We start from the raw sequence: 13,210 nt of genomic DNA on the forward strand, positions 1-13,210 counted from the left end.
ACGGAAGGATATGAATTACACAATCAGCATGACAGACATTCTGCTGGCGGTATCGGTCGGCTGCAACCTCTGGTTCCTGTTCCTGCTCCTTTACGAGCGCATCATGGACACGCGGATTGTCCGCTTCTTCAAGGGCATTGTCGGATTATGGCGGTCACTGGACGGGAATGAGGCTAAACGCATAGCGGCACACGAGGAAGTCCCTGCGGAAAAGGCGGACATCATCGGCAAGAGCCGTTTCAGGATGGCATCCACCCGGACAACCGCTGCCATACCGACGCAAGAAGCCGCCACTATTGAAAAAGGCATTGAGCTGTCGGAGGAAGAGGCTACTTTTGACGACGGAAAAACGGGAAACGCATCCCGCCCGGCACAAGTCCCGGAGGAAAAACTCGATGAGACCTTCACGAGCATACCGCCGGAGGAACTGGGATACGGGGACGACGAACCGGAAGAGGACGCCTCGGACACGCCACGGGCTTCGGGCAGCAGCTTTGACGAGATTGACGACGCCTGCAAGACCGCCAAAAACCCGGACGCGACACAGGCGGAACGTGAAAAGGCGGCTAAGGTGTTCACCGACATGGAGGGCACGGAGTTGTACGAGAAAATGATGGAAGGCTCTTCGGAGATAGGCATCCGCATCAAGGGGCTTATCGAGATTCGGCTGAAGAAATCTGAAAAGGAGTTCGTCGTGCCGGACAACATCGAGGAGTTCGACATTCGCAACTATGTATGACAACAATAAAAGAAATGAACATGAAAGAATGACATCAACCCACGCGGCGAGGAAACGCAAGGCGCATCCCCATCCGCAACGGACACGCCCACGTCCGTGGAAACAAACGGGCATCCACTAAAACCAAAGTAAAGAAACAAAGTATCAACCGCCCGACAAAGGACCATCCACCCTTTTGACGGCAAAAAACAAGAACAGTTTATGAACAAGAACATCTTGAAAAACAGAAAAGCAATCCTCTCCGCGGCACTTGTCATCGCCGCAACCGCCTCCGCTTTCGCGCAGGGAAACGGCATCGCGGGCATCAACGAAGCCACCTCTATGGTGAGTTCTTATTTCGACCCCGGAACTAAACTGATATACGCCATCGGTGCAGTCGTCGGGCTTATCGGGGGCGTAAAAGTGTACGGCAAGTTTTCATCGGGCGACCCCGACACCAGCAAGACAGCCGCCTCGTGGTTCGGCGCGTGCATCTTCCTGATTGTTGCCGCCACCATCCTGCGCTCATTCTTCCTTTAATAAATAATGTATGGCTGAATACCCAATCAACAAGGGTATCGGCCGTCCGGTAGAGTTCAAGGGCTTGAAGGCACAGTACCTCTTCATCTTCTGCGGAGGTCTGCTGGCTCTCTTCGTCCTGTTCGTCATCCTCTACATGGTCGGTATCGACCAGTGGATATGTATCGGCTTCGGCGCGGCATCGTCCTCCCTCCTTGTATGGCAGACCTTCGCGCTGAACGCCCGGTACGGTGAACACGGGCTGATGAAATTAGGAGCGGCACGGAGCCATCCCCGATACCTTATCAACCGGCGGCGGATAACCCGTCTGTTCAAACGACAACGAAAGGAAGAAAGACAATGAGGAATACATCGAAAATGACAACACTGGAAAACAGGTTCCCACTTTTAGCGGTGGAGCATGGCTGCATCATCTCAAAGGACGCCGACATCACGGTGGCTTTCGAGGTGGAACTACCGGAACTTTACACCGTGACGGGTGCGGAGTACGAGGCGATACACAGTTGCTGGTGCAAGGCTATCAAGGTGCTGCCGGACTACTCCGTCGTCCACAAACAGGACTGGTTCATCAAGGAACGCTACAAACCGGAGCTTCAGAAGGACGACATGAGCTTTTTAAGCCGCTCTTTCGAGCGTCACTTCAACGAGCGTCCGTACCTGAAACACACCTGCTACCTCTACCTGACCAAGACAACAAAGGAGCGTAACCGGATGCAGAGCAATTTCAGCACGCTGTGCCGGGGACATATCATCCCGAAGGAGCTGGACAGGGAAACCACGACCAAGTTCTTGGAAGCCTGCGAACAGTTCGAGCGCATCATGAACGACAGCGGGCTTGTCAGGCTGCGCCGCCTCTCCACCGATGAGATTGTGGGTACTGAGGGAAAGACGGGACTTATTGAACGCTACTTCTCGCTCATGCCGGAAGGTGACACCACCTTGCAGGACATCGAGCTTTCGGCAAGGGAGATGCGCATCGGCGACAACCGCCTGTGTCTGCACACCCTCTCCGACGCGGAAGACCTGCCGGGCAAGGTGGCTACCGACACCCGTTACGAGAAGCTCTCCACCGACCGGAGTGACTGCCGACTGTCATTCGCCTCCCCGGTGGGGCTTCTGCTCTCCTGCAACCATATCTACAACCAGTATGTGCTGATAGACAACAGTGAGGAAACCTTGCAGAAGTTCGAGAAGTCCGCCCGTAACATGCAGTCGCTATCTCGCTATTCAAGGAGCAACAGCATCAACCGCGAGTGGATAGACCAATACCTGAACGAAGCCCATTCCTACGGACTGACCTCGGTACGGGCACACTTCAACGTCATGGCGTGGAGCGACGATGCGGAGGAACTGAAGCATATCAAGAACGACGTGGGCAGCCAGTTGGCAAGCATGGAATGCGTGCCGCGCCACAACACCATCGACTGCCCGACACTCTACTGGGCGGCGATACCCGGCAATGCGGCGGACTTCCCGGCGGAAGAGAGTTTCCACACCTTCATCGAACAGGCGGTGTGCCTGTTCACAGAGGAAACCAACTACCGCAGCTCGCTCTCGCCCTTCGGCATCAAGATGGTGGACAGGCTCACGGGAAAACCGCTGCACCTTGACATCTCCGACCTGCCCATGAAGCGAGGTATCACGACCAACCGCAACAAGTTCGTGCTGGGTCCTTCGGGCAGCGGCAAGTCTTTCTTCATGAACCACCTCGTGCGCCAATATTATGAGCAAGGCGCACATGTGGTATTGGTGGACACGGGAAACTCCTATCAGGGCTTGTGCGGCATGATCCGACGCAAGACAGGCGGAGCGGACGGTGTGTATTTCACCTACACGGAAGATAAGCCCATCAGCTTCAACCCGTTCTACACCGACGATTACATCTTCGACGTGGAGAAGAAGGACAGCATCAAGACCCTGTTGCTGACGCTCTGGAAGTCGGAGGACGACAAGGTGACAAAGACGGAGAGCGGCGAGCTGGGCAGTGCCGTGAGTGCCTATATTGAGCGCATCCAATCCGACCGTAGCATCGTGCCGTCGTTCAACACCTTCTACGAGTATATGCGTGACGACTACCGCAAGGAACTGGCACAGCGTGACATCAAGGTGGAGAAGTCCGACTTCAACATCGACAACATGCTCACCACCATGCGGCAGTATTACCGGGGCGGGCGTTACGATTTCCTGCTCAACTCCACGGAGAACATCGACCTGCTCGGCAAGCGGTTCATCGTCTTCGAGATAGATTCGATTAAAGAAAACCGCGAACTGTTCCCCGTCGTGACCATCATCATCATGGAAGCCTTCATCAACAAGATGCGGCGGCTGAAAGGCGTGCGGAAACAGCTTATCGTGGAAGAGGCTTGGAAGGCCCTCTCATCGGCGAACATGGCTGAATATCTGCGCTATATGTATAAGACGGTCAGAAAATATTACGGCGAGGCAATCGTGGTGACGCAGGAGGTGGACGACATTATCAGTTCTCCGGTGGTCAAAGAGAGCATTATCAACAACTCGGATTGTAAAATCCTGCTTGACCAAAGGAAATATATGAACAAGTTCGACCAGATACAGGCGTTGCTCGGACTGACGGAAAAGGAGAAGTCGCAGATACTCTCCATCAACATGGCGAACAACCCTTCACGGCTCTACAAGGAGGTGTGGATAGGCTTGGGCGGCACGCAGTCGGCGGTCTATGCCACGGAGGTCAGCGCGGAAGAGTATCTGGCGTACACCACCGAGGAAACGGAAAAAGTGGAGGTTTACCGTCTGGCGGAGAAGCTGGGCGACGACATCGAAGCCGCCATCCGGCAGCTTGCCGAAAGGCGGAGAAACAAGGAATAACTAAAAAACAGAATGTATCAACCAAAAAAGAAAAACGCGTATGAATTTACCAAAAGTGAAAATGCTGCAAGTCAGCAAGTGCCTTATCGGATTGGCGGTCATGATGCTGCAATCCTGCGACGTGGCCGACAACCGCCGCGACATGCTGTGCGGGAACTGGGAGAGCGTGGAGGGAAAACCTGACGTGCTTATCTACAAGGAGGGCGAAGCCTACAAAGTGACGGTGTTCCGTCGTAGCGGTCTGCGCCGCAAGCTCAAGCCGGAAACCTATCTCTTGCAGGAGGAGAACGGCAACCTGTTCATGAACACCGGCTTCCGCATCGACGTGTCCTACAACGAGGCCACGGATGTGCTGACTTTCTCGCCAAACGGGGACTATGTGCGGGTGAAGCCGCAGCCGGGACATCCGACCGAAGAATAACAACCACTAAAATCCAAAGTAACATGAGAACAAGAATAACAATGATTATCTGCCTGTGCCTGCTTTTCGCGGGCAGGGCAAGCGCACAGTGGGTCGTAAGCGATCCGGGCAATCTAGCGCAGGGCATCATCAATGCCTCCAAAAACATCATCCATACCTCCAAGACCGCCACGAACATGGTGAGCAACTTTCAGGAGACGGTGAAAATCTATCAGCAGGGCAAGAAGTATTACGATGCCCTCAAATCGGTGAACAATCTGGTCAAGGACGCCCGCAAGGTGCAGCAGACCATCCTGATGGTGGGCGACATCACAGACATCTATGTGAACAGTTTCCAACGGATGCTCCGTGACGGGAATTTCAGACCCGAAGAGCTTTCCGCAATCGCTTTCGGCTACACGAAACTGCTGGAGGAAAGCAACGAAGTGTTGACGGAACTCAGGAACGTGGTGAACATCACCACGCTCTCCATGACCGACAAGGAGCGCATGGACGTGGTGGAACGCTGCCACTCGAAGATGAAGCGTTACCGCAACCTCGTGAGCTACTACACGAACAAGAACATCTCCGTGAGTTACCTGCGTGCGAAAAAGAAGAACGACCTCGACCGCATCATGGGGCTGTACGGGAACATGAACGAAAGATACTGGTAGCCTATGAAGTTCGACAACCTTCATCAGATTTTACGTTCACTTTATGAGCAGATGATGCCGCTGTGTGGGGACATGGCTGGTGTGGCGAAAGGCATCGCCGGGCTGGGTGCGCTGTTCTACGTCGCCTACCGGGTATGGCAGTCGCTGGCGAGAGCTGAACCGATAGACGTATTCCCGATGCTCCGTCCTTTTGCCATCGGTCTGTGCATCATGTTCTTCCCGACTGTGGTGCTGGGCACGATAAACAGCATCCTCTCACCCGTCGTACAGGGCACGGCAAAGATGCTGGAGGCGGAAACGCTGGACATGAACCGATACCGGGAGCAGAAGGACAAACTGGAATACGAGGCGATGGTACGCAACCCCGAAACCGCCTACCTCGTGTCCAACGAGGAATTTGACAAGCAACTGGAGGAACTCGGCTGGTCGCCCTCCGACATGGTGACGATGGCGGGAATGTATATCGACCGGGGAATGTACAACATGAAGAAGAGCATCCGCGACTTCTTCCGCGAGATACTCGAACTGCTGTTCCAAGCCGCCGCCCTCGTGATAGACACCGTCCGCACCTTCTTTCTCGTGGTGCTGGCGATTCTCGGTCCGATAGCCTTCGCCCTGTCGGTATGGGACGGTTTCCAAAACACGCTCACGCAGTGGATATGCCGCTATATACAGGTCTATCTGTGGCTACCGGTATCGGACATGTTCAGCACCATACTGGCGAAGATACAGGTTCTGATGCTGCAAAACGACATCGAGCGGATGCAGGCAGACCCGAACTTCTCGCTGGATTCGAGCGACGGGGTGTATATCGTATTCCTCTGCATCGGCATCATCGGCTACTTTACCATTCCCACCGTTGCGGGCTGGATTATCCAAGCCGGAGGCATGGGCGGTTACGGTCGCAACGTGAACCAGATGGCGGGACGAGCCGGAAGCATGGCGGGCAGCGTGGCGGGTGCAGCCGCAGGAAACGCAGTCGGACGTGTCGGCAAATTGCTGAAATAATCAATGTGCAATCATAAATTGGAAAATATAAATGGAATTCAAATCACTTAGAAACATCGAATCGTCGTTCAGGCAGATACGCCTGTTCGGTATCGTCTTCCTCTCGCTGTGCGCCGTGGTGACGGTGTGGAGCGTGTGGAACTCCTACCGTTTCGCAGAGAAGCAACGGGAGAAAATCTATGTGCTGGACAACGGCAAGAGCCTGATGCTCGCCTTGTCTCAGGATTTGTCGCAGAACCGCCCGGCGGAGGCACGGGAACATGTGCGCCGTTTCCACGAGATGTTCTTCACGCTATCACCTGAAAAAAGCGCGATTGAACACAACGTGAAACGTGCCTTGCTGCTGGCGGACAAGAGCGTGTACCACTATTATTCGGACTTCGCGGAGAAGGGGTACTACAACCGCATCATCGCCGGGAACATCAACCAAGTGCTGAAGGTGGACAGCGTGGTGTGCGACTTCAACGCCTATCCCTACCGTGCCGTGACCTACGCCACACAGAAAATCATCCGGCAGAGCAACGTCACCGAGCGCAGCCTCGTGACCACCTGCCGCCTGCTGAACGCATCGCGGTCGGATGACAACCCGAACGGTTTTACCATCGAGGGTTTCACCATCATTGAGAACAAGGATTTACAGACTATCAAACGGTAACAGGACATGAAAAGTATCAGAAAATCAATGTGGGGCATGTATTGGAAACTCCACGACAAACGGAAACGCTTGGCGGCAAGTCTCAAAGGGTATCTGGACGGCTTGCCGCCGGAAACACGCCGCCGCATCGTGCTGGGGATGTTCGCCGCCTTCGCGGTGCTTGCCCTTTACACCTTCGGCAGAGCCGTCTATGACATCGGCAGGAACGACGGCTCACATATGGAAACGGGACACGCCGGACGGGTGGAACTGCCGACCCCGGCGGAAACAGGCAATCACTTAACACCTTATTTATATGGAACAGACAAAGAATGAACCGACGAAAGAGAACAAAGCTGCTCCCGAAACGGGGAAACCGAAAAAGGAGCGCGAACCGCTGACAGAGGCGCAACGGCTGAAACGGCAGAAGATGATCGTGCTGCCCGCTATGGTGTTGGTGTTCATCGGGGCGATGTGGCTGATATTCGCCCCGTCCTCCGGCAAGGAGCAACCGCCGGGAACGGACGGATACAACACCGAGATGCCCGACGCTGACAAGGCGAACCGGCAGATTATCGGCGACAAGCTGAAAGCCTACGAGCATGGGGAGATGGAAGAGCGTCAGGAGAGCCGCAACCGTGCCATCGGGCAGCTGGGCGACATGTTCGACCGCGAGATAGCGGGAACGGAGAACGGAGTGGACTTCGACCTCGCCAATCCGGGCGGCAAGGAAGAAAGGGCAAAGCCAGCCACGCCGCAGACCATCCAGTCCTCCGCAGCCGCCTACCGTGACCTGAACGCCACGCTCGGAAACTTCTACGACCAGCCGAAAAACGACAATGCGGAGATGGACGAATTGTTGGAGCGCATCGCATCGCTGGAGTCGGAACTGGAAAGCGAGAGGGGCAAGGCTTCCTCTATGGACGAGCAGGTGGCTCTTATGGAGAAGTCCTACGAGCTGGCGGCAAAGTACATGGGCGGTCAGAACGGAGGACAGCCATCGGCGGAACAGAGGGCAGAGCCAACTACCGTGCAGAAAGGGAAGAAGAACAAGGCAATGCCTATCAGACAGGTGGAGCATCAAGTAGTTTCTTCACTCTCACAGCCTATGAGTAACGCGGAGTTTGTCGCCGCCTTATCGCAGGAACGCAACCGGGGTTTCAACACGGCTGTCGGCACGGCGGAGGTATTGGACAGGAACACCATACCGGCGTGCGTGCATGGGGCGCAGAGCGTGACGGACGGGCAGACGGTAAGGCTGCGCCTGCTGGAGCCTATGGCGGTGGCAGGCAGGACAATACCCCGGGGTGCGGTGGTGGTCGGCACGGGCAAGATACAGGGTGAGCGGCTCGACATCGAGATTACCTCGCTGGAATACGACGGCACGATTATCCCCGTGGAGCTTGCGGTCTATGACACGGACGGACAGCCCGGCATCTTCATCCCGAACTCGATGGAGATGAACGCCGTCCGGGAGGTCGCCGCCAACATGGGCGGCTCGCTGGGAAGCAGCATCAACATCTCCACCAATGCCGGGGCGCAGCTCGCCTCCGACTTGGGCAAGGGGCTGATACAAGGCACGAGCCAGTACATCGCCAAAAAGATGCGAACCGTCAAGGTGCATCTGAAAGCCGGGTACAGGGTCATGCTTTACCAAGAAAAATATTGAAAACAATAAAAATTACCACTAAAATCCAAAAGTAATGAGAAAAGTAATCATCATGTTTGCCCTCGCTATGGGCATCATAACTGCCAACGCGCAGGAGAATGTAACCGTTGAAACGACCAACGGAAGTGAACAACCGACCTTGACGAAGGAGGTCTATCCGCAGAAGGAGGCGGACGGCGACCTATATCACGGGCTGTCACGCAAGCTGACCTTCGACCGCATGATACCGCCGCACGGTCTGGAAGTGACCTACGACAAGACCGTCCACGTCATTTTTCCGGCGGAGGTGCGCTATGTCGATTTAGGCTCGCCCGACCTGATTGCCGGGAAAGCCGACGGAGCGGAGAACATCATCCGTGTGAAGGCTACCGTAAGGAATTTTCCCAACGAAACGAATATGTCCGTCATCACGGAGGACGGCAGTTTCTACACCTTCAACGTGAAGTACGCCGCCGAACCGCTGTTGCTCAACGTGGAGATGTGCGACTTCATCCATGACGGCAGCACGGTGAACCGCCCGAACAACGCGCAGGAAATCTATCTGAAAGAGCTGGGCAGCGAAAGCCCGATGCTGGTGCGCCTTATCATGAAGTCCATCCACAAACAGAACAAGCGCGAGGTGAAGCATATCGGCTGCAAGCGTTTCGGCATCCAATACCTGTTGAAAGGCATCTACACGCACAACGGCTTGCTTTATTTCCACACGGAGATAAAGAACCAGAGCAACGTGCCTTTCGATGTGGACTACATCACTTGGAAAATCGTGGACAAGAAGGTTGCGAAGCGTACTGCCGTGCAGGAGCAGATTATTCTGCCGCTCCGCGCGCAGAACTACGCCACCCTCGTGCCGGGCAAAAAGAGCGAGCGCACGGTCTTCACGATGGCGAAGTTCACCATCCCCGATGACAAGTGCCTCGTGGTGGAATTGAACGAGAAGAACGGCGGCCGTCACCAGTCCTTCGTGATTGAGAACGAGGATTTGGTACGCGCGGGTACCATCAACGAACTTCAAGTACGCTGACCATGAGAAAGTACATCGCAATAATCATCGCGTCGCTTGCCCTTTTTACAGGGCAGGCGCACGCCCAGCGGTGTCTGCCGAAGATGCAGGGCATCGAGGTGAGGGCGGACATGGCGGACGGCTTCAATCTCGGCGGCAAGGACGGCGGGTACAGCTTCGGGGCGGCTCTCTCCACCTACACGAAGAAGGGGAACAAGTGGGTGTTCGGTGGCGAATACCTGTTGAAGAACAATCCCTACAAGGACACCAAGATACCCGTGGCGCAGTTCACGGCGGAGGGCGGCTATTACTTCAAGATACTGTCGGACGCCCGAAAGATTGTTTTCGTCTATGCCGGGGCTTCGGCTCTCGCCGGATATGAGGCGGTAAATTGGGGGAAGAAGGTGCTGCATGACGGCTCCACGCTGCACGACCGGGACGCCTTCATCTACGGCGGTGCGCTGACGCTCGATGTGGAGTGTTACGTGGCAGACCGTATCGCCCTGCTTGCCAACCTGCGGGAGCGTTGCCTTTGGGGTGGCGACACACGGAAGTTCCACACGCAGTTCGGGGTCGGTATCAAGTTCATCATCAACTGACACGGGCATGGAAAGGACGGAAATAGATGCTGTCAGAAGGATGCCGCTTGCGGATTTTCTCGCACGGCTGGGGCATGAGCCTGTCAGAAGGAGCGGTAACGAGCTGTGGTATCTTGCCCCGTACAGGGGCGAGCGCACATCCTCTTTCCGTGTGAACGTGGCGAAACAGCTCTGGTACGACTTCGGTTTGGGCAAGGGCGGCGACATCTTCACGCTTGCCGGGGAGTTTCTGCAAAGCGATGACTTCATGAAGCAAGCGAAGTTCATAGCGGAAGCCGCCAATATGACGGTTGCCGGATGGGAAAAGCCCGTCTATCTCTCGAAGCCGACCGAATCCGTTTTTGAGGATGTGGAGGTCGCTCCGCTGCTCCGCTCACTGCTGACGGAGTATTTAGAGGAACGGGGCATCCCTTACGCCATCGCATCCCGTCACTGCTGCCGCTTGAACTACGGTGTGCGTGGGAAACGGTATTTTGCCGTTGGCTTTCCGAACATGGCAGGTGGCTATGAAGTCAGAAGCCGATATTTCAAGGGTTGCATACCTCCGAAGTCTGTATCACTGGTAAAGGCGAATGACATCCCGGCTGACGAGTGCCTCGTGTTCGAGGGCTTCATGGACTTTCTCTCTGCCGTGACGCTTGGTGTAACCGGTAACGCTGACTGTCTTGTGCTGAACTCAGTCGCCAACGTGGAGAAGGCGGCGGGATTGCTGGACGGATACGGGCGCATCGGCTGCTTCCTCGACCGTGACGAAGCCGGACGGCGGACGCTTGCCGCACTTACCATGCGATACGGGGAACGTGTCACCGACCGTTCCTCCCTCTATGGCGGTTGCAAGGACTTGAACGAGTACCTGCAACTGACAACGAAAAAACAGAAAAACAACCATCTAAAAATCGAAGAACAATGAACATACTGAACAACAGAAACAAGAGAACATCAATATTCAAGGCAGTGGCGTTATGCCTGATAGCCGCCATGTCATTCACCCTCGTGTCATGTGACGATGACATGGACATCCAGCAGTCCTATCCCTTCACGGTGGAGGTCATGCCCGTGCCGAACAAGGTAGTAAAGGGGCAGACAGTGGAAATCCGCTGTGAACTGAAAAAGGAGGGCGACTTTTCGGGTACGCTCTATACCATCCGCTATTTCCAGTTCGAGGGGGAAGGCTCGCTCAAAATGGATAACGGCATCACCTTCCTGCCTAACGACCGCTACCTGCTGGAGAACGAAAAATTCCGCCTGTACTACACGGCGGCGGGTGATGAGGCGCATAATTTCATCGTGGTGGTGGAGGATAACTTTAGCAACTCCTACGAACTGGAATTTGACTTCAACAACAGGAATGTAAAGGACGACGATCTTACCATCGTTCCCATCGGCAACTTCAGCCCCTTGTTGAAATGATGCGTGTATTCATGACAATGCTCTGTTCACTTCTGACGGTCTGTTCTGTGTCCGCGCAGATCAGCCGCCAAGAGGGAACGGACGGGCAGGCGGCAATCTACCGACTGCCGCTTATGGAACGTGCTTTTTTATGCTGCCGCTACTTTGAAGGCTGGCACTCAGAAAAACACTACCCATACGTCGGTTGGGGTCACAAACTTTTGCCAAACGAGAAGTATTCGGCACGAACCATGACAAAACGGGATGCGGATGAACTTTTGCGGAAAGACCTGCGCAAATTTGTCGCCATGTTCCGTAAATTCGGGGTTGATTCGATTTTGCTTGGCACGTTAGCTTACAATGTGGGACCGGCGAAGCTGTTAGGCAGCAAAACAATCCCCAAAAGCACCTTAATCAAGAAGCTGGAAGCTGGTGACAGGAACATCTACCGTGAGTATATAGCCTTCTGCAACTACAAAGGAAAACGCCACGCCATGCTGCTCAAACGGAGAAAGGCGGAGTTTGCGCTGTTGTATATCCCATAAAAGGACTGACAAAACTGGCAAAAGACGTGCCATATTTAACTTGGCACGTCTTTTGCTCTATCACTTGATAGATTATCGTAGGATTTTCTCGTTAATTGACATCGTTGAGCCATTTTTGCCTATCGGTTTCCAAATAACACTTCAAGTTGTAAGTGTTGTGAGAGCAATACAAAACATAGTTATTAACCATAAAAAGTATAGCGAAATTATGGAGAAAGTATTTATCCTTAAATCCGCAACTCCATTCCCGAAGTGCTACCTACATAAAGAGAAATGGACTTTTGATTCGTAAGATAACCATTAAGTCCTCGCGTCCGTTTCAATGCGCATACCATCCCCTTACCCCATAAAGCGACTTGAGGCAATACGCAATCAGTGGCCATCAAGTGATGTAAATCATCCGGAAGAAGTTTTGAAGGCTTCTGCATATGCATGGTTGTCGGTGTAGATATTCAGCACACATTGCCTTGCGGTCTTAATCCACTTGGCAGGTACTGAAATGAATTTGAAGACAAACGTCTTGATACGGCTGGTTTCCTTGAGCCCGAACTTCTTCACTTCAATCCTTTGCATGATGGCCTTGTAGAAATTGCGTATCAGTGCCGTCAGGAGCAGGAACACGGTATTTTCCGCCATGAAGGATTTAGGCAGTCTGTCCCATCCAAACCCATTGTTCATGTCATCAAAGACGCGTTCCTTGCCACCGCGCATGTTATAGAACTCCACGATGTCCCTCATGGATGATTCGTAATCGTTGGTCAGGATGCAGCGGTATGTATATTCCCCCTCCCACAGGTCCGGTCCACTGCCCATGCGTCTCTGTCTCTGGATTACCAGGCGATACGGTTTGCCCTTCCACTTCTCAACGAGAATGGAGTTCAACTCAAACACGATGCCGTTTATCTCTTCCTTCTTCCACCCTCTGAGCGCGAAGATGTCATCATAGAGCGAGCAGCAGCGGTTGGCGCGTATGTAGAATGTCCTGCAATGCTTCCTGACCTCATCCACAATGTCTTCAGAGCATGAGCCGCAGTCGGCCCTGAAGCGTTTGACTGTCAGCTTCTTCTCTTCAAGTCTCTCAAAATCTCTTTAGCGTGTCCTTCTGGTGAAGCGTACATTGTGTTGCGTCGCTGTTCTCTATGCCGACATCATGTCGCCGATAACGGGCACAACCGGACCTGTTACCAAGA

The 13,210-nt window shown here is 54.0% G+C and carries 15 protein-coding genes and 1 pseudogene; 15 read left to right on the forward strand and 1 reads right to left on the reverse strand.

Annotated elements, in window-relative coordinates:
• Positions 1 to 10 precede the first annotated feature (10 nt).
• The 15 genes from BACCOP_RS05640 to BACCOP_RS05710 all read left to right on the forward strand — a co-directional run bounded on the left by BACCOP_RS05640 (position 11) and on the right by BACCOP_RS05710 (position 12,020).
• On the forward strand, positions 11 to 739 hold the full coding sequence (locus BACCOP_RS05640) for a hypothetical protein (RefSeq protein ID WP_004304280.1): 729 nt from the start codon (positions 11 to 13) through the stop codon (positions 737 to 739).
• A gap of 201 nt (positions 740 to 940) precedes the next feature.
• A complete protein-coding gene (locus BACCOP_RS05645; RefSeq protein WP_002560983.1) occupies positions 941 to 1,258 on the forward strand; it encodes a DUF4134 domain-containing protein in 318 nt (105 codons plus the stop codon).
• Positions 1,259 to 1,268: 10 nt separating this feature from the next.
• Positions 1,269 to 1,601, forward strand: coding sequence for a DUF4133 domain-containing protein (locus BACCOP_RS05650; protein WP_004291514.1), 333 nt, complete (start codon positions 1,269 to 1,271; stop codon positions 1,599 to 1,601).
• Positions 1,598 to 4,102, forward strand: coding sequence for a TraG family conjugative transposon ATPase (locus BACCOP_RS05655; RefSeq protein ID WP_004291515.1), 2,505 nt, complete (start codon positions 1,598 to 1,600; stop codon positions 4,100 to 4,102). Before BACCOP_RS05650 ends, BACCOP_RS05655 begins: the two co-directional genes overlap by 4 nt.
• 40 nt (positions 4,103 to 4,142) lie before the next feature.
• Positions 4,143 to 4,523 (forward strand): DUF3876 domain-containing protein, encoded by a 381-nt coding sequence (locus BACCOP_RS05660; RefSeq protein WP_004291516.1) that lies wholly within the window; start codon positions 4,143 to 4,145, stop codon positions 4,521 to 4,523.
• 23 nt (positions 4,524 to 4,546) lie between these two features.
• Entirely contained in the window at positions 4,547 to 5,176 is a 630-nt protein-coding gene (locus tag BACCOP_RS05665; RefSeq protein WP_004304283.1) for a DUF4141 domain-containing protein, read from the forward strand.
• Positions 5,177 to 5,179: 3 nt separating this feature from the next.
• A complete protein-coding gene (traJ, locus tag BACCOP_RS05670; RefSeq protein ID WP_004291518.1) occupies positions 5,180 to 6,184 on the forward strand; it encodes a conjugative transposon protein TraJ in 1,005 nt (334 codons plus the stop codon).
• 31 nt (positions 6,185 to 6,215) lie between these two features.
• A complete protein-coding gene (traK, locus tag BACCOP_RS05675) occupies positions 6,216 to 6,839 on the forward strand; it encodes a conjugative transposon protein TraK (protein WP_004291519.1) in 624 nt (207 codons plus the stop codon).
• A 27-nt stretch (positions 6,840 to 6,866) separates the two neighbouring features.
• A complete protein-coding gene (locus tag BACCOP_RS05680; protein WP_018697145.1) occupies positions 6,867 to 7,154 on the forward strand; it encodes a TraL conjugative transposon family protein in 288 nt (95 codons plus the stop codon).
• Entirely contained in the window at positions 7,135 to 8,487 is a 1,353-nt protein-coding gene (gene traM, locus BACCOP_RS05685; RefSeq protein ID WP_004291521.1) for a conjugative transposon protein TraM, read from the forward strand. The genes BACCOP_RS05680 and traM overlap by 20 nt, the downstream gene beginning before the upstream one ends.
• A 34-nt stretch (positions 8,488 to 8,521) precedes the next feature.
• Positions 8,522 to 9,508 carry a conjugative transposon protein TraN gene (traN, locus tag BACCOP_RS05690; protein WP_004291522.1) on the forward strand — a complete coding sequence of 329 codons (987 nt, stop codon included), beginning with the start codon at positions 8,522 to 8,524 and terminating at the stop codon, positions 9,506 to 9,508.
• Positions 9,509 to 9,510: 2 nt separating this feature from the next.
• Entirely contained in the window at positions 9,511 to 10,086 is a 576-nt protein-coding gene (locus tag BACCOP_RS05695; RefSeq protein WP_004291523.1) for a conjugal transfer protein TraO, read from the forward strand.
• 7 nt (positions 10,087 to 10,093) lie between these two features.
• Positions 10,094 to 10,996, forward strand: coding sequence for a toprim domain-containing protein (locus BACCOP_RS05700; RefSeq protein ID WP_007567154.1), 903 nt, complete (start codon positions 10,094 to 10,096; stop codon positions 10,994 to 10,996).
• Positions 10,993 to 11,496: a DUF3872 domain-containing protein gene (locus tag BACCOP_RS05705; protein WP_004291525.1), complete on the forward strand. Its 504-nt coding sequence runs from the start codon at positions 10,993 to 10,995 to the stop codon at positions 11,494 to 11,496. Before BACCOP_RS05700 ends, BACCOP_RS05705 begins: the two co-directional genes overlap by 4 nt.
• Positions 11,493 to 12,020 carry a glycoside hydrolase family protein gene (locus tag BACCOP_RS05710; RefSeq protein WP_004291526.1) on the forward strand — a complete coding sequence of 176 codons (528 nt, stop codon included), beginning with the start codon at positions 11,493 to 11,495 and terminating at the stop codon, positions 12,018 to 12,020. Before BACCOP_RS05705 ends, BACCOP_RS05710 begins: the two co-directional genes overlap by 4 nt.
• Positions 12,021 to 12,416: 396 nt before the next feature.
• Here the strand turns inward: BACCOP_RS05710 and BACCOP_RS05720 are convergent.
• A pseudogene (locus BACCOP_RS05720) lies at positions 12,417 to 13,210 on the reverse strand (IS1380 family transposase); the annotation flags it as partial.

It is taken from the genome of Phocaeicola coprocola DSM 17136 (assembly GCF_000154845.1).
GTDB classification, from domain to species: Bacteria; Bacteroidota; Bacteroidia; order Bacteroidales; family Bacteroidaceae; genus Phocaeicola; species Phocaeicola coprocola.

Bases quoted from the DNA above. Each gene is read 5' to 3' on its own strand.
- BACCOP_RS05640 (WP_004304280.1), top strand. From the start codon at position 11: ATGAATTACACAATCAGCATGACAGACATTCTGCTGGCGGTATCGGTC.
- traK (WP_004291519.1), top strand. From the start codon at position 6,216: ATGGAATTCAAATCACTTAGAAACATCGAATCGTCGTTCAGGCAGATA.
- BACCOP_RS05650 (WP_004291514.1), top strand. From the start codon at position 1,269: ATGGCTGAATACCCAATCAACAAGGGTATCGGCCGTCCGGTAGAGTTC.
- traJ (WP_004291518.1), top strand. From the start codon at position 5,180: ATGAAGTTCGACAACCTTCATCAGATTTTACGTTCACTTTATGAGCAG.
- BACCOP_RS05665 (WP_004304283.1), top strand. From the start codon at position 4,547: ATGAGAACAAGAATAACAATGATTATCTGCCTGTGCCTGCTTTTCGCG.
- BACCOP_RS05660 (WP_004291516.1), top strand. From the start codon at position 4,143: ATGAATTTACCAAAAGTGAAAATGCTGCAAGTCAGCAAGTGCCTTATC.
- BACCOP_RS05655 (WP_004291515.1), top strand. From the start codon at position 1,598: ATGAGGAATACATCGAAAATGACAACACTGGAAAACAGGTTCCCACTT.
- BACCOP_RS05680 (WP_018697145.1), top strand. From the start codon at position 6,867: ATGTGGGGCATGTATTGGAAACTCCACGACAAACGGAAACGCTTGGCG.
- traN (WP_004291522.1), top strand. From the start codon at position 8,522: ATGAGAAAAGTAATCATCATGTTTGCCCTCGCTATGGGCATCATAACT.
- BACCOP_RS05695 (WP_004291523.1), top strand. From the start codon at position 9,511: ATGAGAAAGTACATCGCAATAATCATCGCGTCGCTTGCCCTTTTTACA.
- BACCOP_RS05705 (WP_004291525.1), top strand. From the start codon at position 10,993: ATGAACATACTGAACAACAGAAACAAGAGAACATCAATATTCAAGGCA.
- BACCOP_RS05710 (WP_004291526.1), top strand. From the start codon at position 11,493: ATGATGCGTGTATTCATGACAATGCTCTGTTCACTTCTGACGGTCTGT.
- BACCOP_RS05645 (WP_002560983.1), top strand. From the start codon at position 941: ATGAACAAGAACATCTTGAAAAACAGAAAAGCAATCCTCTCCGCGGCA.
- BACCOP_RS05700 (WP_007567154.1), top strand. From the start codon at position 10,094: ATGGAAAGGACGGAAATAGATGCTGTCAGAAGGATGCCGCTTGCGGAT.
- traM (WP_004291521.1), top strand. From the start codon at position 7,135: ATGGAACAGACAAAGAATGAACCGACGAAAGAGAACAAAGCTGCTCCC.